Origin of the sequence: Halorhodospira neutriphila (genome assembly GCF_016584055.1) — a bacterium.
GTDB classification, from domain to species: domain Bacteria; phylum Pseudomonadota; class Gammaproteobacteria; order Nitrococcales; family Halorhodospiraceae; genus Halorhodospira; species Halorhodospira neutriphila.
Genome location: NZ_NRSH01000007.1, coordinates 1 through 16,958 on the forward strand (window position 1 = coordinate 1; position 16,958 = coordinate 16,958).

The following is a 16,958-nucleotide window of genomic DNA, read 5'->3' on the forward strand; positions in this document are numbered from 1 at the left end:
GCCGAGGTCTCGACGGCGCCGGAGCCGCGGCTGACCACCGGCTCCGCCGAGCTCGACCGGGTCCTCGGCGGCGGCCTGGTGCCCGGCTCGGTGGTGCTCATCGGCGGCGATCCGGGCATCGGCAAGTCGACGCTGCTGCTCCAGACCCTGGCGGCGCTGTCGCGCCACTACCCCGCCCTCTACGCCACCGGCGAGGAGTCGCTGCAGCAGGTGGCCCTGCGCGGCCAGCGCCTCGGCGTGGCCGACGAGGCGCTGAAGCTCATGGCCGAGACCGCTGTCGAGGAGGTGGTCGCCAGCGCCCAGCAGCTGCACCCCCAGGCGCTGGTCGTCGACTCGGTGCAGACCGTGCACACCGCGGCGCTGGGCTCGGCGCCCGGCTCGGTGGCGCAGGTCCGCGAGAGCGCCGGGCAGCTCGTGCGCCTGGCCAAGACCACGGGCACGGCGGTGATCCTCGTCGGCCACGTGACCAAGGAGGGGGCGCTGGCCGGGCCGCGGGTGCTCGAGCACATGGTCGACACGGTCCTCTACTTCGAGAGCGACCAGGGCAGCCGCTACCGCGTCCTGCGCGCGGCGAAGAACCGCTTCGGGGCGGCCAACGAGCTCGGGGTCTTCGCCATGGCCGACGACGGCCTGCGCCAGGTCCGCAACCCCTCGTCGATCTTCCTCTCCCGTCACGAGCAGGCGGTGCCCGGCAGCGCCGTCTTCGTCACCCGCGAGGGCAGCCGCCCCCTGCTGCTCGAGGTCCAGGCCCTGGTGGCCGACTCGGCGCTGAGCCAGCCGCGCCGGGTGACCGTGGGGCTCGACGCCAGCCGCCTGGCCCTGCTGCTGGCGGTCCTGCAGCGCCACGGCGGGGTCGCCACGGCCGGCGAGGACGTCTTCGTCAACGTCGTCGGCGGGGTCCGCGTCCAGGAGACGGCGGCGGACCTGCCGGCGCTCGCCGCGGTCCTCTCGAGCCTGCGCGACCGGCCGCTGGCCCGCGACTCGGTGGCCTTCGGCGAGCTCGGCCTCGCCGGCGAGGTCCGGCCGGTGCCCGGCGGCGAGGAGCGGCTGCGGGAGGCGGCCAAGCACGGCTTCACCAGCGCCGTCGTGCCGGCGAAGAACGTCCCGCGCCGGCGGATCAGCGGCATGGCGGTCCACGGCGTGCAGCGCCTGGCCGAGGCGCTCGAGGTCCTGATGGGCTAGGCGGGGGGCGGGGTCAGTTGTCGCGGACCAGCTGCGTGAGCTCGCGGTGGACCTGATCGGGATCGGCGAGGTTGGCCTCGAGGAGGCTGCGCAGGTGCATCATGCTGTCGAGGTCGATGCGCTGGCAGCGCAGGCCGATATCCGCCTCGTGCCAGTGGGCCGGCTGCGCCTCCATGGCGATGCGGTCTGCCTCGCTCAGCGAGATCTCGAGGACCACGCGGTCGTCCGTGTCGGCCACCGCGGCGGGCGGGGGCGCCCCCTCCTCGAGGCGCACGAGGGCGCCCTGCATGGACAGGTCGATGACCTCGACGGCGTACGCCGCCTGGCGGCCCTCGATCCGCAGCCGGGCGGGGGCGTGGAACTGCACGCGGCTGAACCGGCGTCTCTCCCTATCCCTTGGTGCCATCCGCATCACCCCGCCGCCGTGCTGGTGACCTGAGTAACGGTCAGCTTAGCACGTTGGCGCTGCTAAGCTCATCGCGGTGCTGTGCGGCGTCGACGGTGTTCTCGAGCAGGGTGGCGACGGTCATCGGGCCGACGCCGCCGGGGACCGGGGTGATCCAGGCCGCCCGCTCCCGGGCCTCCTCGAAGGCGACGTCGCCGGCCAGGCGGCCGTCGTCGAGGCGGTTGATGCCGACGTCGATGACCGCGGCGCCCTCGCCGATCCAGTCGCCGCGCACAAGGCCGGGCTTGCCCACGGAGGCGACCACCAGGTCGGCCTGGCGCACGCGCTCGGCGACCCCGCGGGTGCGGCTGTGGCAGACGGTGACCGTGCAGCGGGCGTTGAGCAGCTCCAGGGTCATCGGCCGGCCGACGATATTGGACTGGCCGAGGACCACCGCGTCCTTGCCCTCGAGCTGGAGGCCGGTGTGGTGGAGCAGGGTCATCACGCCGCGGGGGGTGCACGGGCGCAGGCCGGGCAGCCGCAGGGCGAGCCGGCCCATGTTCTCCGGGTGGAAGCCGTCGACGTCCTTGACGGGGTGGATGCGCTCGATGACGGTCTGCTCGTCGATGTGGCCGGGCAGCGGCAGCTGGACGAGGATGCCGTCGATCTCCGGGTCGGCGTTGAGCCGGTCGATGCGCTCGAGCAGCTCGCGCTCGCTGATCTCCGGGGAGAGGTCGTAGGCGCGGGAGAGGATCCCCGCCTCCTCGCAGGCGCGGCGCTTGTTGCGCACGTAGATGGAGGAGGCGGGATCGCTGCCGACCAGGATCACCGCCAGCCCCGGCCGGCGCAGGCCGCGGTTGAGCCGCTCGGTGACGGCGTCGGCGACGAGTGCGCGGCGCTTCGCCGCGATGGCCTTCCCATCCAGGACTTGCGCTACCATGACCGGCCCTTTAATGTACTGTTAAAAATAAGATTCTCTCATGTCGCATGGGGTGCGGCAACGAGGGCGCGGCGTTTGACGGGGACGGCGCCCCTCGCTAGAATCTTAACCTTAAAGACAGCACCGCAGGCCAGTGCCGGTGGCGCTGGCGGCACGGGGTGTAGCGCAGTCTGGTAGCGCACCTGCTTTGGGAGCAGGGAGTCGGGGGTTCAAATCCCTCCACCCCGACCACGTGGCGAGGCAAGCCGCGTACAGTGGGGCGTACCGAGCGCTGCGCCCGTAGCTCAACGGGATAGAGCATCGGCCTTCTAAGCCGAAGGTTGCAGGTTCGAGCCCTGCCGGGCGCGCCATCAAGGCGGCGATGAAGGCCGATTCAAGTACAGTGGTGAGCGTAGCTCAGCCGGTAGAGCACCGGATTGTGGCTCCGGAGGTCGTGGGTTCGAGTCCCGCCGCTCACCCCATACAGATCAAGCAGATAAAGGAGCCCGGCCACGAGGTCGGGCTCTTTTTTTGGACAGCTGTCCAAAACTCAGCTCGCCAAAGATGCCCAGCTCGCCCCATCAGGGGGTCGATACCGAGGCCGTTGGATGGCACGCTCAAGGCGCGAGGGCATGGATCGCCGGCACCGCGGCATCCGTGCCCACCGCTTCTCCGCGCGAAGCCGAGCAAGGAGGCAGTCATGCAGAAGGCAGGTGGCATCATCACCCTGATCGCAGGGGTCTTCGCCGTGTTCGCGGCTATCTTCACGCTCATGGTTGGCGGCGTTAATTCCGCCTTCGAGACAGAGCACGCTCAAACGGTCGTCTGGCTGGGGTGGGGCGGAGTGCTGTTCTCGTTCCTGAACATCGTCCTGGGGGCTGTGGCCATAGGGGCCAAGTCCAAAAAGCCCGGCGCGTTCATCATCGTCTCGTCCATCCTCGGCTCTGCCCTGGGCGGGACATTCGTGGCGCTGTTCATGGCGCTCTCATTGGCCGGCGGAATCCTGGCGACCATCGGCGTCAGCAAGAGCGCCGGCAGTAATAGCGGCGCCCCATCCACCGCTTGAGCCTTTCCAAGGTGAGGCCTCCGGGCCTCACCGCTCCACCCGATTCGGCCGCACCCGCCGCGGCGCCCGCTGGTAGTGTCGCCTCAAGACGCGCATGTCCTGGTGGCCCAGGAGCTCCTCATCGCCGGCCTCGCTGCCGGCCTTGGCGCGCAGGTCGTGCCAGCTGAAGGGCTCGGCGATGAGCCCCTCGGCCAGTGCCCGATCCCGCGTGCGCGTCCACATCGACTGCCAGCCGTCGCGGGTGTACGGCTGCCCGTCGCGCCGGGCGACCAGGTAGACGCTGGCGACGGCGCGCAGCCGCTCCAGGCCGTCGACCACATCGCGCAGCTCCGGCGTCCACTCGACGAGCAGCGGCCGGCCGCCCTTCGTTGCCGGGACCATCAAACCGTCGTCGGTGACGTGCTCGCGGCGCAGGCTGAGCATCCGCCCCAGGCGCACTCCGGTGAGCACGGCCAGTCGCATGCCGAGCTGGAGCACCGGCGCGGCGATGTCGTGCACCGCCCAGAACTCCTCGTCGGTGACGTAGCGCTGCCGGGGCCGCTCGCGGTTGCGCTCGATCCCGCGGCAGGGGTTGTGCTCGACGACCTCCCAGCGGATGAGCTGGGTGTAGAGGTGGGAGAGGAGGGCGATCTCGCGGTTCGCCCGGGTCGGCGCGCCGCGGGCGTCGATGTAGCGGTAGATGTCGCCCGGGCGCACCTCGTCCGGCAGCATGTCGCCGAAGACGGACCGGAGCCGCTCCATCTCCGCGGCGTTGTCCCGCTGGGTGCGCTGGCCCTTGCGCGGGACGATCTCGCGCAAGTAGCGGTCCATCCACGCCCCCAGGCTCACCGCCTGCGGCACCGTCGCCACGTCGGCGTAGCGGCGCAGCGCCTCGCGCTTGTCGCGGCCCAGGTGGTGCCATCGGCCGCCGTGGTCGACGAAGTAGTACGCCCCGTGGCGCAGGTACACCCGGGGCGGCAGATCCTTGTCCCGCTTACGTCGTCTTCCCATTGAGCGCGCCAAAGTTCGGCTCCTTTCGCCGGCCAGGATAGTGCTGTTGCGACTGCGCGAGCCAGTCCCGAGGGATGCGCGGATAGCCGTCGCGGCCGACGACGTAGCGAATCCCGGCTCGGTCCAGCGCCTCGCGTTGCTTGCTCGGGATCTGGTAGCCGGTGAGCTCGCGCACCTCGTCAAACCCCAGGATCAGCACGGCTATCCCTCCTTCCCGCCGCTGCCGCGTAGGGCCTGGAGCGCCGCGGCGACCCCGCCGCCGCCACCCTTGTCCCCGGCGAGAGCGCGCCCGAGGCGCCCCTCCTGGTAGCCGGCGATGCCCAGCGTCGTCAGGTAGACGTACCACACCGGCGCTGTCGCTTCGACGACGCTCGGGATGTGCTTGATAAGACCCGGCTGCCCGGTGCTCACCGCGTAGGCGCCGAGCCCCAAACCGCCGATGATCACCGCCGGCGCGACGACGGCCAGGCTCCAGCCCACGGCCCGCCGCCAGAGCACCCCCTGGCGGTAACCGGCCTGGATCGTCTCGTTGACCGCCGACTGCCGGCGGCTGATCTCCCGCGCCAGCGCCGACTCGTGCTCGGACTCGATCTCGCGCAGCTTCGCCGCCGCTTTCGGATCCGCCTTGACCGCCTCGGCGATCCGGTCGGGGTCCCGCTCCCCGCCGAAGGCGGCGGCGAGGGCATCCACCGCCGCCCCGGCGCCGGGGAAGGGCAGCGCCTCGCCGAGCAGGTCGGCGCCCATGTCGGCGATCGTGCCTCCGAGCTCCTTCCAGTTCATGCCACCTCCTCGCCGATGAACTCACCCAGCCGGCGCATCCAGCCGTGAGCGAAGCGCGCCTGAGAGGGGTCCTCGGTGATGAGCTGGCCGTAGGCCTCGGCGCGCCTGCGGAGCACGCCGGCGTAGAGCTGATCAGCCGGACGGCTCGACACCGCCTCCGCCGTCTGCGGGCCGAAGACGCCGTCGGCCTTGGCACCGGCGGCGCGCTGGAGCCACCGGGTAGCCCGCGACGGGCCGTGCTGCACGGCCGAGTCCACGAGCAGCGCCCGCAGCGCGCCGTCCTCGACGGCGTCGTAGCCCGGCCCCTCGACGTACCACTTGCGGTAGATCTGCCGGGCCTCCGCCTCGGTGAGCTGGCGCACGTCCTCGACGCTCGCCGGCTCACCGCGGTACTCGCTGAGGGTCTCGCGCGTCACGCCGTACCGCGTGGCGCCCCCGCGGTCGTCCGGGTCGTGGACGAAGCCACCCTCGCGCTCGATGATGTGGTCGATGATCGTCTCCGTATCCATGCTCTCCTCCTAGCGCCGCACCCGGCGCAGATCAGCGTCGTCCAGTACCAGCCGGTGGGTGATGCCGCGCCGCGGGCCGTGTCGCCGCCGGCGCTGCTCGGCGCGGCGGACGTTGGCGCAGTCCCGGCACTCGCCCTGGCGGTTGCCGCCGTGGGCCATCGGGAAGTGCGCCTCGACCCGCGTGCGGCCGCACGTCGGGCACCTAAGCCGCATGGCGCACACCCTCCTCACCGCCGAACCACTCGAGCATCCGCGGCAGCATCGCGCGCAGCTCCAGGGCCATGAGGGCGAAGTCGGCGTCGAGCTGCTCGGCCTCGGTCTCGGCGTCGCGGTCGCCGGCCTGCTCGCGGACGATGTCGTTGAAGCGCAGCCGGCGCAGGGCGAGCCCCGTGTCGAGCACGCCGCTGATCCGCTCGGCGTAGGTCAGCGCCAGGCGCTGGACGCGCTTGCCGTGGTCGATGTGGGCGCGGATGTCGCCGGCGGTCAGGTCCTGGCGCTTCACCCGGACCTCGCAGCCCTCGGCGTTGGGGTCCTCGAGCACGACCTCGTCGCCGAGCTCGACGTCGCCGGGCGGCTCCTGCTGCGCGAGCCAGCGGGTCATGACCGCGCTCGGCGGCATCCAGGTCTCCGGCGGCCCCAGGGCAAGGTCACCCCACGCCTCGCGCAGCTGCTCGACGAAGTGCTCGGCCTGCTTATCGGAGCTGGCGTCCACCACCAGGTATCCGGTCTCGGTGTCGATGTAGCCCCAGGTCCGCTTGTAGCGGCTGAACGCCCGCGGGAGCAGGTCGTGGACGACCTCCTCACGCATCCGGCCGCGCTCGCGCTTGGACGGCTTGCGGCCCTCGGCGTCTTCGCGCTCCTGGGCGCGCTGGTCGAGGGTCTCGCGGACCACCGAGGCGGGCAGCAGCTTCTCCTCCTGCTGCAGGCAGAGCAGCAGCGAGCCGGCGGCGGCGTGGGCCAGCGGCGCCTCGGGGCCGAGCGGCGGCACGAAGCCGCTCCGGCGGCTCTCGAGAGGGCCGCAAGACGAGAAGACGAGCGACGCCAGGCGGGACTCGGCCACCTCGGCGTCGTAGGCGACGCCCTCGCGCAGGCGGTACGGGATCAGGTTGCGGAACCACATCTAGACCTCCTCAATCAGAGATAGCTGGCCGTCGGCGTGCACCGCCGGCCGGATGATCGACTCGTAGCCGGCCGGCTGCCCCGGCAGTCCGGCTACGCTTCGCGCCCAGGCGACAACGCGCCGGCACTGGTCGCGGCTGATGCCGTAGTTAAGGCGCTCCGGGCCGGAGAGCCGGCAGCAGCGTCGCGCCTCGCGGACCTGCCCGGCGACGGCCGCGCGCAGCGCCGCCTCGCGGGATCGCCAGCGCGGCGACGAGGTTGTGATGAGCTCGGCGGGCCGGTGGCGCCGCGGGCAAAGCGGTATCGCGCACCAGGTGCCGGCTGGCTGGCGCAGCCGGATCAGCGGCATCCGTCGCGGCTCGACCGTGCCCGGACGCACCAGGGCGAGCCGGGCTACGGCGATAAGCGGGTCCAAGCCGCCGAAATGCTCGGCCGGCCGGCGCGGCATGGCGTGCGTCTCGAGCTGATCCAGCGACGCGGCGCGGCCGTTGAGCCAGCCGCCAGGCGATCCATCGGCGAGCACCAGCATCACGACCTCCCCGTGTGGCCGAAGCCGCCGGCGCCGCGCCCGCTCCCCGCCGAGAACGCCTCGACGGGCTCGAGCTCGACCCGCTCCACCGGCTGGATGAGGAGCTGCGCGATCCGCTCCCCGGGCTCCAGCGCGTAGGTCTCGCCGCCTTCGTTGTGGAGGATCACCCCGATTTCGCCGGTGTAGTCGGCGTCGATGACGCCGATGCCCTGGGCGACCCGCAGCCCGTGCTTGAGCGACAGCCCCGAGCGCGAGGCGACGATGCCGACGAGCCCGGGGTCAGCGATGTGGACGGCGAGGCCCGTGCCGATCGTCAGGCGGTCGCCAGGGATCAGGAGCTTCGGGGAGTCGATGCAGGCGCGCAGATCCAGCGCCGCCGAGCCGTCGGTGGCGTAGCCCGGCATCGGCCACCAGCTGCCGAGGCGCGGGTCGAGGATGCGGGCCTCGATGCGGCGGCGGCCGTCGCCGTCATCGCCCCGGGGAGCGCCCTCGGCGGCCACGTCCGCCGCTCGCATGTCGTCGATGATGTCCATGTCCGTCACAACCCCTCCTACGCGGCGCTAGGGCCGCCGTCGCTGATCACGCCCACGCCGGCGGCGATGGCGTCGTAGGAATCCGCGCCGTCTCGGACAGCCTGCCGCGCCGCGGCCTCGGCGTAGGCGCACAGCCACCCAGGCACGCCCTCGCGGCGCAGCCGGCGGTGCAGGTTGACGACCGCCGTGTACTCCCGGCTGCGAGGGCCGCCGTCCATCTGCCGCGCGGTTATGCCGCCCCGGCCATCGGGCACTAGCTGCTGTCCGCGCCGAGCGGCCTCGGCGGCGAAGTCCACTACCGTCTGCGTCCTCGTCTCCATGCTCTCTCCTAGGCCAGCAGCAGCTGGCCGCTCATAGCGAGCTCGACTTGGCGGTCGTGCTCGGCGTCGATCGCCTCGTCGAGCGCCATCTGCGTGTCCGGATCGCCCTCGGTCATCAGCTCGAGTGCCACGGCCGCCAGGGCCGGGTCGTCGATGCGCAGCGACCGGGTGCACCGCCGGCTCAGCGCGCCCTGCACCTCCGCGGCCTCCGGGCCGCCGCCGCGCAGCACCCGCCGGCAGGCGCCGGCGAGGGTGGCGTCGTCCAGCTCCTCGGCGGTCATGACTGTGCCTCATAGCGCCGCCGGTAGAGCTCGCGGAGCTGCTCGCGGGCATGGACAAGCTCGGCGGCTGTCGTGGCGAGCCGGGGGTCCTCGTGCTCCAGCACACGGATAGCGCGGTCCAGGGCGCCCTCGACCTCGCGCCACTGGACGCGCTCTCCCTCGGGCAGGGCCCTCGGAGTGAAGGGGATGGCGGGCGTCGTTTCTCCGGTCATCGATGCTGCTCCTTGGCCGCTTGGGCGGCCTCCGCGTCTGAATTGGCGCCGGCTGCCAGAGCCTCAACCTCTTGCCTGCAGGCTTCCCGAAACGCGCGGGCGGCTCCGACTGCCTTATCTCGGTCGGGGAACTTGTACCGGCCATTCCACATGACGTTCCTGCCACGCAGGCGCGGGACCCAGTAACGGCACAGCTGCCCGTTTTCGACGGTGCGTAGCTGCCCGGCGCTGGCCCGAGGCGCGGTTGCGTACCAGCGGATCCGCGCGCAGGGGGTGGCGGGCATCGTTCCTCCGGTCATCGCTGGTGCTCCTTGGTCGCCTGGGCGGCCTCCGCGTCTGCCTCGGCGCCGGCGGCCAGGGCCTGGGCGGCCTGGCACGCCTCCTCAATGCTCGGCTGGGAGAGGATCACGTAGATGTCATCCTCTAGCCTCATCAGCGCCCGCGTGTTCGCCGTCCGGCCGCCGCCGGCGCGAGCTTGCCCCTGCCGCGAGCGGGCGTGGACTAACCTGGCCGCGACGCCGTAGCCGCGCTTTGTATCCGCGGCAGGGCGGGTAGGCCCGGCGACCCCCGGGGCACCGCACGACTTGCAGCCCTCCTCAGGGTCAGAGACGCGAGCCTGGCAGGCGGCGCAGTACCAGGCCTGGAGGAGCCCATCCGGCGACCCGTCGCCCCAGAGCTCGAAGCCGTTGCCGTGGTCGTCGAACCGGGTACGCATCCTCTGGGCGCCTGAGCGCTGAGCGAGCAAGTCATCGAGGCGGTTGTAGGTGGGTGGCATCTGCTGCCTCCTGCTTTGCGCTGTTTCTAGCAATATATTGCTAGCAATGGAGGCAGTCAAGCAAAAAAGTGCTTGAAGGGGGTCAGATGTCCCAGGGGCGGGGTGTCGCGGGAGGCAATCTCAGAGGGTCAGCTCGCCCTGGAGCGACCCTCCGGTGCGTCTTTATCTACTTGATACGCAAACTCTTTTTCAGAGACCCGCTCTATGTACCTTTTGCCCTCATCATCTGCATGGGAGTAAGAGTAGACGACGCGCTCCATGCGCTTCCCAGCGAGCAGAGCGTCGAGGGACTGGTCCGGGATCATCAGCGTCCAGGCCTTGAGGCCGTAGACCGACGCCACGGACTTCAGGCTGTTGAGCGTCCGGGTGTGACCAGACTCCGGCCGGAGCATGTTGCTGATGGTCCGCTGAGACACGCCGGCGAGCTTCGCTAGCCGCTCCTGGGTGTGCCCCTTGTGGGCCATCAGCTTGCTCAGGTTCTCGGCTATGGCGCGCGTCTCTTCGTCGTCCATACCCCAAGCATGGGGCACCCCCGTAGCAATAGGGCTCTTGCTGTTTAAGCAATAGATTGCTAGATTCTCACCCATGGATACGACCATCGAAGACATTAGAGCTGAGCTGCAGCGGCGCCGGGGCACATGGGTCCGGCTCAGCGAAGAGACGGGGATCGGCTACCACTGGCTCACGAAGTTCGCCCAAGGGCGTATATCCAACCCCGGATACCAGAAGGTGGCCGAGCTCAAGGCCCGTCTCCTCGATGAAGGTGGCGCCGATGCGGCTTAGCTCGCCCATGACCGTCTCCTCTCAGGAGGCACACCCAGAGCATGGGTCACCAGCGACCGAGGAGGGAGAGTTGAACCATCCACCCGTACGTCAAGCGGTGCTGATCGCCCATGCGGAGCAGCAGCGCCTCCGCACTGGGCAGTCGCACGAAGAGTGGGCCGAGGCCGTCGACGCGGCCTACTGCCGGCTGGTCCCGCGCGGCCACCGCAGCCTGCCGGCCCCGGACCTCCAGCACGTCGAGGGCGCCGACGAGTGGCGCAAGCTGCTCCGCGCCTGGGATCAGCAGATCCGGCGCTACGTCGCCGGCGAGCGCCACTGGCCCGCGGAGCTCGAGGAGGCGTGGGTCGAAGCCCTCGACGAGCCCTACCGCAGCGAGTGCCGCCGCGAGCTCGCCCAGCGCCTCGGCTGCTACGGCGCCATCCGCCGCCCCGGCGGCCAGGAGGGGGACGGGGAGTCGTGGGCCGCCATACTCGATGACTTCAGTTCCATCACCCAGGACATGGCGACGATCATGGCCGACAGCCGGATGGACTCCGGCGACGATCTCGAGGGCCTGATCCGCGACATCGACCGCATGGAGGCCGACCTGGTTGCCATGCGAGAGCGCGCACGCGAGATCGCCCGCCATGGCCCTGCGCTGCAGAGCGTGTCGTAGGAGGGTGACGATGACCCACGATCAATCCCCCGGGGGGCGGCCATGAGTGCCATCAAGCTCAACGAGGAGGAGCTCGAGGCCCTGCAGTCGTCCCACGTCTCCCACGAGGCCAAGCTCCTCTACATCACCGTCATCCGGCCGGCCATGGACTACGGCACAGGCATCGCCGGCCGCAAGCGCACGCTCTCCTACCAGCAGATCCGCGAAGCCCTCGAGTATTTACCTCCCCACGGCTCCAAGCGCCGCGAGCAGCGCTACACCCGCGAGCAGGCCCGCGGCGTGATCCGTGAGCTCGAGCGCGCCGGGTGGATCGAGTGGCACAGGACCTCCAGGCGCGGCCTCGTCTTCCGCTGTCGACTGGCCTCGTGGGATCAGTGTGGCTCATCGAGGACCAACACGGGACCAACACGGGACGAACACCGGAGGACCAACACGACCGAAGAAGCCGATAACCCGAGCGCTGGCAGCGACTTAGATGCAGAAGGTGAGGGAGGGAATAACACCGGGGAAACACCTTGCTGCACCGCAATGACCAACACCCCTCCGGAGGTCCGGGAGTCCGGAATGGGGGCACACACACACACCGGGGAGACCCGATACGGGGGAGCCGCCGGCGAGCGCGCTGACGCGGGTGTGTGTGATGCCCCCGCGCCGGGGGATCGCTTCGAGGACTGGTGGCGCACCTACCCCAAGGCGGTCGGCAAGAAGAGGGCTCGGGAGCTGTGGGAGGCCAAGGGGCTGGACGGCAGAGCCGACGAGCTCATCGCCGACGTCCAGCTCCGCCAGGGGACGGACCGGAAGTGGGTGGCCGGGTACGTCCCCAACCCCGCGACCTACCTGCAGCAGGAGCGCTGGAACGACGAGATCGAGCGTGAGCGGCCGCGGCTCCAGGCCATCCAGGGCGGCCGCTCGGCACCGCGGCGGGGCGCCGAGGGCAACGAAGAGGCCGTGAGGGCCTTCCTCGAGGAGGGTTGACGATGCAACAGGGCGACAAGCAGGAGTTCGCACGGGCTCTGCAGGCGACGATGGAGCTCTACGACAAGGGGCTCTCGCGGGACGCGATGGGGATGTGGTGGCACGCCCTCGGCGGCTACCAGCTCGAGGAGGTCAAGGGCGGCCTCACGCGCCACATCCAGGACCCGGACCGCGGCCGCTGGGCGCCGAAGCCGGCGGACGTGATCGCCGCGATCCAGTCGGCATACCTCGACCAGTGGCCGTCCGCCGAGCAGGCCTGGGCGCAGGCGATCGAGGCGGCTGACGAGAGCGCCACGGTGGTCTGGCAGTCCCGCGAGGCGCAGCAGGCGTGGCACCAGGCCGCCCAGGCGATCTACGAGGACGGCGACAAGGTCGGCGCCCGGGTGGCGTTCAAGGAGGCCTACAACCGGCTCGTCCGCGAGGCCGTCGACGCCGGGCAGTCGCCGGTCTCCGCGGTCTCGCTGGGCCACGACGTGCAGGGCCGCCGGGATGCGCTGACGACTGCCGTCGACCAGGGCCTGCTCAGCAGCGAAGCCGCCCAGCGCCACCTCCCGGCGCCGGAGGCGACCGCCGAGGGCGTGGCGGGCCTGCTGACGGCTGGCGGCGACGGCGAGGGCGGCGAGCCCGCGTACCCCGCCGAGCAGCTTGAGGCCCTGCGCCGGGCCGCATCCGGGTCGCGCCCCCGATCCTCGCCGGCCAGCGATGAGCGCGGCCGCCCCGACGAACTCGAGGCCGAGCGGCAGCGGCAGCTCTCGCAGCTCCAGGAGCTGGAGTCCCAGGAGGCGGCGGCATGAAGGACTACGAGGGCACGCGCGGCATACGGCCGACGGCCCGCGTGGCCGGCGGCAGCTGGAACCGCACCAGCAGACCCGGGCCACCTCCAGGCCGCGAGCACGCCGCGCCGCCTGAGCGCCGCCGCGTGCCCGCCGAGTCGCGGCCGATGACCCCGGCGGCCCCTTCGGCCGGGGATGCCGGAGGATCCTCGGGGGCTGGGCGTGGCCGCCGCGGCGGTGATGCCGATGCCTCCGGCGGTGCCGCTGGGCGCGAAGGCCGAGCCGCCGGCGCGGCGGATCAGGACGAGAGCCGCGACGCCGGGCGCGTCTCCCACGGCAGCGAGCCGGCAACCGAGCGCGATGGCGGCATCGACGGGCAGGCCGCCGCCGGCGACGCCCCGGATACCGAGGCGGACGGTGCCGGCCCCTGCGACCCCGGGAGCGAGGCCGAAGTCGAAATGCGTGCGGCGCTCGCCGAGGTGGCGGTCCTGTTTGCCCTGCGCGACGCGCTCGCCGACGCGGCTCCTCGCCGGGCGGCCCTGGCAAGCGAGGTCCAGCGCTACCTCGGCGCCGACCCGCGGCCGGCGCTCGAGTCGCTGCGCGACCGTGGCCTGGTCGAGCACATCGAGGCCGCTGACCTCTGGCGGCCGGTGAAGGGGGTGGCGTGATGTGGGCGTGGACCTTGCTCGGTGTAGCGGCGACCGTCGCGGCAGCTGCCGGCGCCGTGGCGGTGGTCGGTGTTTTCCGGGGCATCCGGCGCGGCATCGAGCCGCCGCCGCGGCTGCCGTGGAAGCGAAGCGGCCAGCCGGGCGCGCACCCCTCACGTCCTGACGATGGAGGCTCCGCACGATGAAGGTACTCTGCCCCCACTGCAGCTCCCCTTCGATCATCCGCTCCAGCGAGCAGGTGACGCGGTTAGCGAGAGAGGCGAAGCTGATCTGCCAGAACCCGGACTGCGGCCATACCTTCAAGGTCATGATCGAGGCGTACCTGACGATCTCCCAGCCGCGCTGCCCGCATCCCGATGTCGAGCTTCCGGAGGCACCTCTGACGGCTGGCGAAGGCGTTCAGGCTTCGCAGCGCCGAGAGGCTACGTGAGCTGCATGAGCTCGCATGGATGTGGGCGTGCCTTATGGCCCGCGCTTTTGCCGCTGAGACGGCGCCTGCGGCGGCCTCGCTGGAGTCGTGCAGATGCACGGTTCGCGGTGCAAAAAACGCGCAGGCGCGGCGGGGAGGAGAGTGCGCGCCTCGGGGTCGAAGACCCCCACCCGGGGGGGGTGGCAGGGCCCGCCTGGGCCGGGACGAAAAAGCCCCGCACGGCTGCGCCGCGCGGGGCTTTCGCTTGTCGCCAGGTGATGCTGGAGCGGCTACTCCATCTGGTAGGAATCGAAGGTCAGCACGTTCGCGCCGACCTGGTCGTTCACCTCGGCGAGGCGGGCCTGGAGCGGCTGGAGCTCGTTGCGGGCGAAGACCTTGGCCGCCTTCTCGGCGTCGCCGAAGCCGGCGGTGTTGGTCGGGACGATGCCCATCAGCTGAGGAGGGATCCGGTGCGCGGCGAGGACGTCGTCGCGGCTGATGTTCTTGACGTTGAAGAACTCGTCCTTGGCCTGCACCTCGCTGACCGGGATGATCTGCAAGCCGTCCTTCTTGCCGCCGGGCGCGTAGAGGAAGAGGTTCCGGAAGTTGCCGGGGCCCTTGCTGTCCCTCAAGGCTTGGCGGATGTTGTCGATGTCGTCCTCCTGCTGGATGGCGTCGGTCAGGTACATGATGAAGCCGGCGTGGCTACCGTTGAGGTAGTACTTGCGCCGGAAGAGGGTAGCGGCCTCGTTGAGGAGCGCGCTCTGCAGGGCGGCCAGGTACTCGGGGACGCCGTAGATCTCCTGGCCGGGATCCGGCTCCTGGATGTGGACGATGTCGCCCTCGTACTCGATGTACTCGAGCCAGCTCGGCGCGTACCAGTAGCTCTCCGAGCCGACGCGCATGTACCGGGCCGGCAGCCAGCGCAGGCGCTGCACCCGGCCGGAGAGGGCGCGCTGCACCCACAGGAACAGGTTGCCGTAGACCAGGTAGTCGAGGATCGCGCGGCTGAGGTCGCCGCGGCCGATGAGGTTGCTGGGCCGCCAGCAGCTCATCAGGATGTTGCGCTTCACCTGGATCGCGGAGCTGTGGTGCGGGTTGGATCTGTAGGCGCGGTAGAGGCCGTCCGGGGATACCGGCGGGTCGTACCAGCGCCCCATCCAGATCGCCTCGGACAGCTCCTGGATCTGGCCGCCTTCCAGTACAGGCTCGGGGTCGCCGAAGGCGAAGGCCTCGGCGGGCGCGGGTGCGGAGGTGGCCTCGGCGGTCGCCTCGTCGGTCATCCGTAGATCTCCATGAAGCCGGTGTTCTGGTGGTTCTTCCCGCCCATGGGCTCGGGCTCGAGGGCGTGCATGACGGCCCAGGCCAGATCGCCGTGGCCGTGCTCCTCGGACCTGCTGGCCTGGTAGGTGACCTGGCCGCCGGAGCCGGTGGTCGTCTGCCTGATGGACATAAAGGCCCCGGCGATGTCCCGGGCGCCGGCGTCGAACTCGAGGCGGCCGCCGTCGATGATCTCCAGGGCCCGCAGCACGAGCCGGGTCTTGACCTGGGGCGAGTAGCTGATCGCCCGCACCGCGGGGAACCACTGCTTGACCAGGTCGTAGACGCCGTAGCCGATGCCGGTGGTGTCGATCCCGATGTGCTGGACGTTGTAGCGCCCGGCGATGCGCTTGAGCGCGTCGGCCTGGGCGTGGAACGGCATGCTGGACCAGCTGTGGCGCTCGAGGACGCGGAACTTGCCGCCCTCGGCGACCGGCGGCGCGACCACGGCGACGGCGGCGTCGTCCCGCGTGCGGCTGGGGTCGTAGCCGATCCAGACGGGGCGCTCGCCGAGCGGCCGCGGCGCCAGCGGCTTGAAGTCCGACCACTCCGCCCAGCTGTCGACCATTCCAGCCTGGATCCGGTCCAGCCGGAAGACCGAGGCGGTGTCGTCGATGAACTCGCACATCAAGAGGTTGCGGTACTCGGCATCCGAGTACTCGAGCTTGAGCTGCTCGAGGTCGAAGAGGTCGCACCCGCCGGCGATTGCGTCCTCGACCGTCACCACCTGCCGCCACTGGCCGTCCTCGCACAGCCGGCCGCCGGCGAGGGCGTCGTGGGAGACGTCCAGCTCGATGCGCTCGTCCTGCCGGCGCCCGCGGTTGAAGTGCTCCCCTGACCAGAAGGGGTAGGCCTCATGGGTCATGGCCGAGGGCGTGGAGATGTAGGTCTGCCGCCACTGCTTGTGCATGGCCATGCCGGAGGCGACCTTGCGCAGCTCCTGGAACCGCGGGATCCAGAAGTACTCGTCCATGTAGACGTGGCCGTGGTAGCTCTGCGCCGTCCGGGCGTTGGTGCCCAGGAAGTACAGGGTGGCCCCGTTGCTGAGCGTGATCGGGTCCCCCTTGAGCTCCACGCCGAGCACGTCCCAGACCATCTGCACGATGTAGCCCCGGAAGACGTGGGCCTGGGCCTTGGAGGCGGAGAGGAAGATCTGGTTGCCGCCGCCCTCGGCGGCGTCGGTGATCGCCTCGCGGGCGAAGTACCAGGTGGCGCCGATCTGCCTGGATTTCAGGATATTCCGGATGCGGTGCTCGCCCTTGGCCTCGAGCCAGCGGCGCTGGTAGTCGAACAGGCTCTCCTCGAACGCGGCCCGCAGCTGCTCGGCCTGGTCGTCGGTGATCTCGTTCTTCCGGGGCTTTCGCTTGGGGGCGCGGTTGCGGTTCTTGACCTTGGGGTTGAGGTCGGCCTCGTTGCCGCCGGACTCGTAGCGCCGGATCCGGGCTGCCCGCTCCATGCTCTTGAGCAGGGTATCGATCTCCCGGAGCTCCGACTCGCCCTTGTCCTCGCGGGCGATGAGCTGCGCGAGCCGGGCCTCGACCGACGACTCCACGCGCTGGATGACGGGCGTGCCGTCCCAGTCGTCCCGGCGCTTCCAGCTCTGCACCGTGGAGTGCGGGCGATCCAGCTGGCGGGCGATCTCGGCGACGGGGTAGCCGCGCCAGTACATCAGCTTGGCGCGGTGGCGCTCCTGGGTGTCGTCTGCCTCGGCTTCCATGCCTCCCGAGGGTACGCGGTGGCCCTGGCGCAGCCGTGCCGCCGCGGGAGTATCTACG

25 protein-coding genes and 3 tRNA genes are annotated in these 16,958 nt (G+C 70.9%); 11 read left to right on the top strand and 17 right to left on the bottom strand.

The genetic code is table 11. The features are described from left to right. A partial coding sequence (gene radA, locus CKO13_RS01370) for a DNA repair protein RadA (protein ID WP_200256090.1) occupies positions 1-1,182 on the top strand: 1,182 nt, incomplete at its 5' end. A gap of 13 nt (positions 1,183-1,195) precedes the next feature. Here radA and CKO13_RS01375 read toward each other — a convergent pair. Continuing rightward, positions 1,196-1,594, bottom strand: a complete 399-nt coding sequence (locus CKO13_RS01375; protein WP_338034554.1) for a PilZ domain-containing protein — start codon at positions 1,592-1,594, stop codon at positions 1,196-1,198. Between the two features lie 34 nt (positions 1,595-1,628). After that, positions 1,629-2,507 carry a bifunctional methylenetetrahydrofolate dehydrogenase/methenyltetrahydrofolate cyclohydrolase FolD gene (gene folD, locus CKO13_RS01380; protein WP_200256094.1) on the bottom strand — a complete coding sequence of 293 codons (879 nt, stop codon included), beginning with the start codon at positions 2,505-2,507 and terminating at the stop codon, positions 1,629-1,631. Positions 2,508-2,661: 154 nt separating this feature from the next. On the opposite strand from folD, the gene CKO13_RS01385 reads away from it, so the two are divergent. The 4 genes from CKO13_RS01385 (at position 2,662) to CKO13_RS01400 (ending at position 3,552) form a co-directional block, all read left to right on the top strand. Then, a tRNA-Pro gene (locus CKO13_RS01385) sits at positions 2,662-2,738 on the top strand. Positions 2,739-2,780: 42 nt separating this feature from the next. Continuing rightward, positions 2,781-2,857, top strand: a tRNA-Arg gene (locus CKO13_RS01390). Between the two features lie 35 nt (positions 2,858-2,892). Further along, positions 2,893-2,968, top strand: a tRNA-His gene (locus tag CKO13_RS01395). Positions 2,969-3,186: 218 nt separating this feature from the next. After that, on the top strand, positions 3,187-3,552 hold the full coding sequence (locus tag CKO13_RS01400) for a hypothetical protein (RefSeq protein ID WP_200256096.1): 366 nt from the start codon (positions 3,187-3,189) through the stop codon (positions 3,550-3,552). A gap of 27 nt (positions 3,553-3,579) precedes the next feature. On the opposite strand, the gene CKO13_RS01405 is transcribed toward CKO13_RS01400, so the two are convergent. The 13 genes from CKO13_RS01405 to CKO13_RS01465 all read right to left on the bottom strand — a co-directional run bounded on the left by CKO13_RS01405 (position 3,580) and on the right by CKO13_RS01465 (position 10,112). Next, entirely contained in the window at positions 3,580-4,542 is a 963-nt protein-coding gene (locus CKO13_RS01405; protein WP_200256098.1) for a site-specific integrase, read from the bottom strand. Beyond that, a complete protein-coding gene (locus tag CKO13_RS01410; protein ID WP_200256100.1) occupies positions 4,526-4,741 on the bottom strand; it encodes a DUF4224 domain-containing protein in 216 nt (71 codons plus the stop codon). The genes CKO13_RS01405 and CKO13_RS01410 overlap by 17 nt, the downstream gene beginning before the upstream one ends. A gap of 2 nt (positions 4,742-4,743) precedes the next feature. Continuing rightward, positions 4,744-5,322 (bottom strand): hypothetical protein, encoded by a 579-nt coding sequence (locus tag CKO13_RS01415; protein ID WP_200256101.1) that lies wholly within the window; start codon positions 5,320-5,322, stop codon positions 4,744-4,746. Further along, the gene (locus CKO13_RS01420; protein ID WP_200256102.1) at positions 5,319-5,831 is read right to left on the bottom strand and encodes a glycoside hydrolase family 108 protein; all 513 of its coding nucleotides are present in this window, start codon (positions 5,829-5,831) and stop codon (positions 5,319-5,321) included. The genes CKO13_RS01415 and CKO13_RS01420 overlap by 4 nt, the downstream gene beginning before the upstream one ends. Positions 5,832-5,840: 9 nt before the next feature. Further along, positions 5,841-6,044 carry a hypothetical protein gene (locus CKO13_RS01425; protein WP_200256103.1) on the bottom strand — a complete coding sequence of 68 codons (204 nt, stop codon included), beginning with the start codon at positions 6,042-6,044 and terminating at the stop codon, positions 5,841-5,843. Further along, positions 6,034-6,951 carry a recombination-associated protein RdgC gene (locus tag CKO13_RS01430; protein WP_200256104.1) on the bottom strand — a complete coding sequence of 306 codons (918 nt, stop codon included), beginning with the start codon at positions 6,949-6,951 and terminating at the stop codon, positions 6,034-6,036. Before CKO13_RS01430 ends, CKO13_RS01425 begins: the two co-directional genes overlap by 11 nt. Continuing rightward, a complete protein-coding gene (locus CKO13_RS01435) occupies positions 6,952-7,479 on the bottom strand; it encodes a hypothetical protein (RefSeq protein ID WP_200256105.1) in 528 nt (175 codons plus the stop codon). Then, positions 7,479-8,021 (bottom strand): dUTP diphosphatase, encoded by a 543-nt coding sequence (gene dut, locus CKO13_RS01440; RefSeq protein WP_476702771.1) that lies wholly within the window; start codon positions 8,019-8,021, stop codon positions 7,479-7,481. Before dut ends, CKO13_RS01435 begins: the two co-directional genes overlap by 1 nt. An 8-nt stretch (positions 8,022-8,029) precedes the next feature. Continuing rightward, complete coding sequence (locus CKO13_RS01445) at positions 8,030-8,332, bottom strand: hypothetical protein (RefSeq protein ID WP_200256106.1); 303 nt, start codon at positions 8,330-8,332, stop codon at positions 8,030-8,032. A gap of 8 nt (positions 8,333-8,340) precedes the next feature. Then, the gene (locus CKO13_RS01450; protein ID WP_200256107.1) at positions 8,341-8,613 is read right to left on the bottom strand and encodes a hypothetical protein; all 273 of its coding nucleotides are present in this window, start codon (positions 8,611-8,613) and stop codon (positions 8,341-8,343) included. Continuing rightward, the gene (locus CKO13_RS01455; protein ID WP_200256108.1) at positions 8,610-8,825 is read right to left on the bottom strand and encodes a hypothetical protein; all 216 of its coding nucleotides are present in this window, start codon (positions 8,823-8,825) and stop codon (positions 8,610-8,612) included. Before CKO13_RS01455 ends, CKO13_RS01450 begins: the two co-directional genes overlap by 4 nt. A gap of 295 nt (positions 8,826-9,120) precedes the next feature. After that, positions 9,121-9,540 (bottom strand): hypothetical protein, encoded by a 420-nt coding sequence (locus CKO13_RS01460; protein WP_200256111.1) that lies wholly within the window; start codon positions 9,538-9,540, stop codon positions 9,121-9,123. 188 nt (positions 9,541-9,728) lie between these two features. Continuing rightward, positions 9,729-10,112, bottom strand: coding sequence for a helix-turn-helix domain-containing protein (locus CKO13_RS01465; RefSeq protein WP_200256112.1), 384 nt, complete (start codon positions 10,110-10,112; stop codon positions 9,729-9,731). 73 nt (positions 10,113-10,185) lie between these two features. Between CKO13_RS01465 and CKO13_RS01470 the strand changes: the two genes are divergently transcribed. The 6 genes from CKO13_RS01470 (at position 10,186) to CKO13_RS01495 (ending at position 13,884) form a co-directional block, all read left to right on the top strand. Then, positions 10,186-10,383, top strand: coding sequence for a hypothetical protein (locus CKO13_RS01470; protein ID WP_200256113.1), 198 nt, complete (start codon positions 10,186-10,188; stop codon positions 10,381-10,383). A gap of 70 nt (positions 10,384-10,453) precedes the next feature. Next, the gene (locus CKO13_RS01475) at positions 10,454-11,038 is read left to right on the top strand and encodes a hypothetical protein (RefSeq protein WP_242467833.1); all 585 of its coding nucleotides are present in this window, start codon (positions 10,454-10,456) and stop codon (positions 11,036-11,038) included. A 42-nt stretch (positions 11,039-11,080) separates the two neighbouring features. Then, positions 11,081-12,013: a hypothetical protein gene (locus tag CKO13_RS01480; RefSeq protein ID WP_200256114.1), complete on the top strand. Its 933-nt coding sequence runs from the start codon at positions 11,081-11,083 to the stop codon at positions 12,011-12,013. A gap of 2 nt (positions 12,014-12,015) precedes the next feature. Then, positions 12,016-12,807 (top strand): hypothetical protein, encoded by a 792-nt coding sequence (locus CKO13_RS12890; RefSeq protein WP_200256115.1) that lies wholly within the window; start codon positions 12,016-12,018, stop codon positions 12,805-12,807. Beyond that, complete coding sequence (locus CKO13_RS01490) at positions 12,804-13,454, top strand: hypothetical protein (RefSeq protein ID WP_200256116.1); 651 nt, start codon at positions 12,804-12,806, stop codon at positions 13,452-13,454. The genes CKO13_RS12890 and CKO13_RS01490 overlap by 4 nt, the downstream gene beginning before the upstream one ends. A gap of 181 nt (positions 13,455-13,635) precedes the next feature. Next, positions 13,636-13,884: an Ogr/Delta-like zinc finger protein gene (locus tag CKO13_RS01495; protein ID WP_200256118.1), complete on the top strand. Its 249-nt coding sequence runs from the start codon at positions 13,636-13,638 to the stop codon at positions 13,882-13,884. A gap of 269 nt (positions 13,885-14,153) precedes the next feature. Here the strand turns inward: CKO13_RS01495 and CKO13_RS01500 are convergent, their stop codons facing one another. Together CKO13_RS01500 and CKO13_RS01505 are read right to left on the bottom strand one after the other, a co-directional pair. Beyond that, the gene (locus tag CKO13_RS01500; protein WP_200256120.1) at positions 14,154-15,146 is read right to left on the bottom strand and encodes a phage portal protein; all 993 of its coding nucleotides are present in this window, start codon (positions 15,144-15,146) and stop codon (positions 14,154-14,156) included. Then, positions 15,143-16,900 carry a terminase large subunit domain-containing protein gene (locus CKO13_RS01505; protein ID WP_200256122.1) on the bottom strand — a complete coding sequence of 586 codons (1,758 nt, stop codon included), beginning with the start codon at positions 16,898-16,900 and terminating at the stop codon, positions 15,143-15,145. Before CKO13_RS01505 ends, CKO13_RS01500 begins: the two co-directional genes overlap by 4 nt. Positions 16,901-16,958 lie beyond the last annotated feature (58 nt).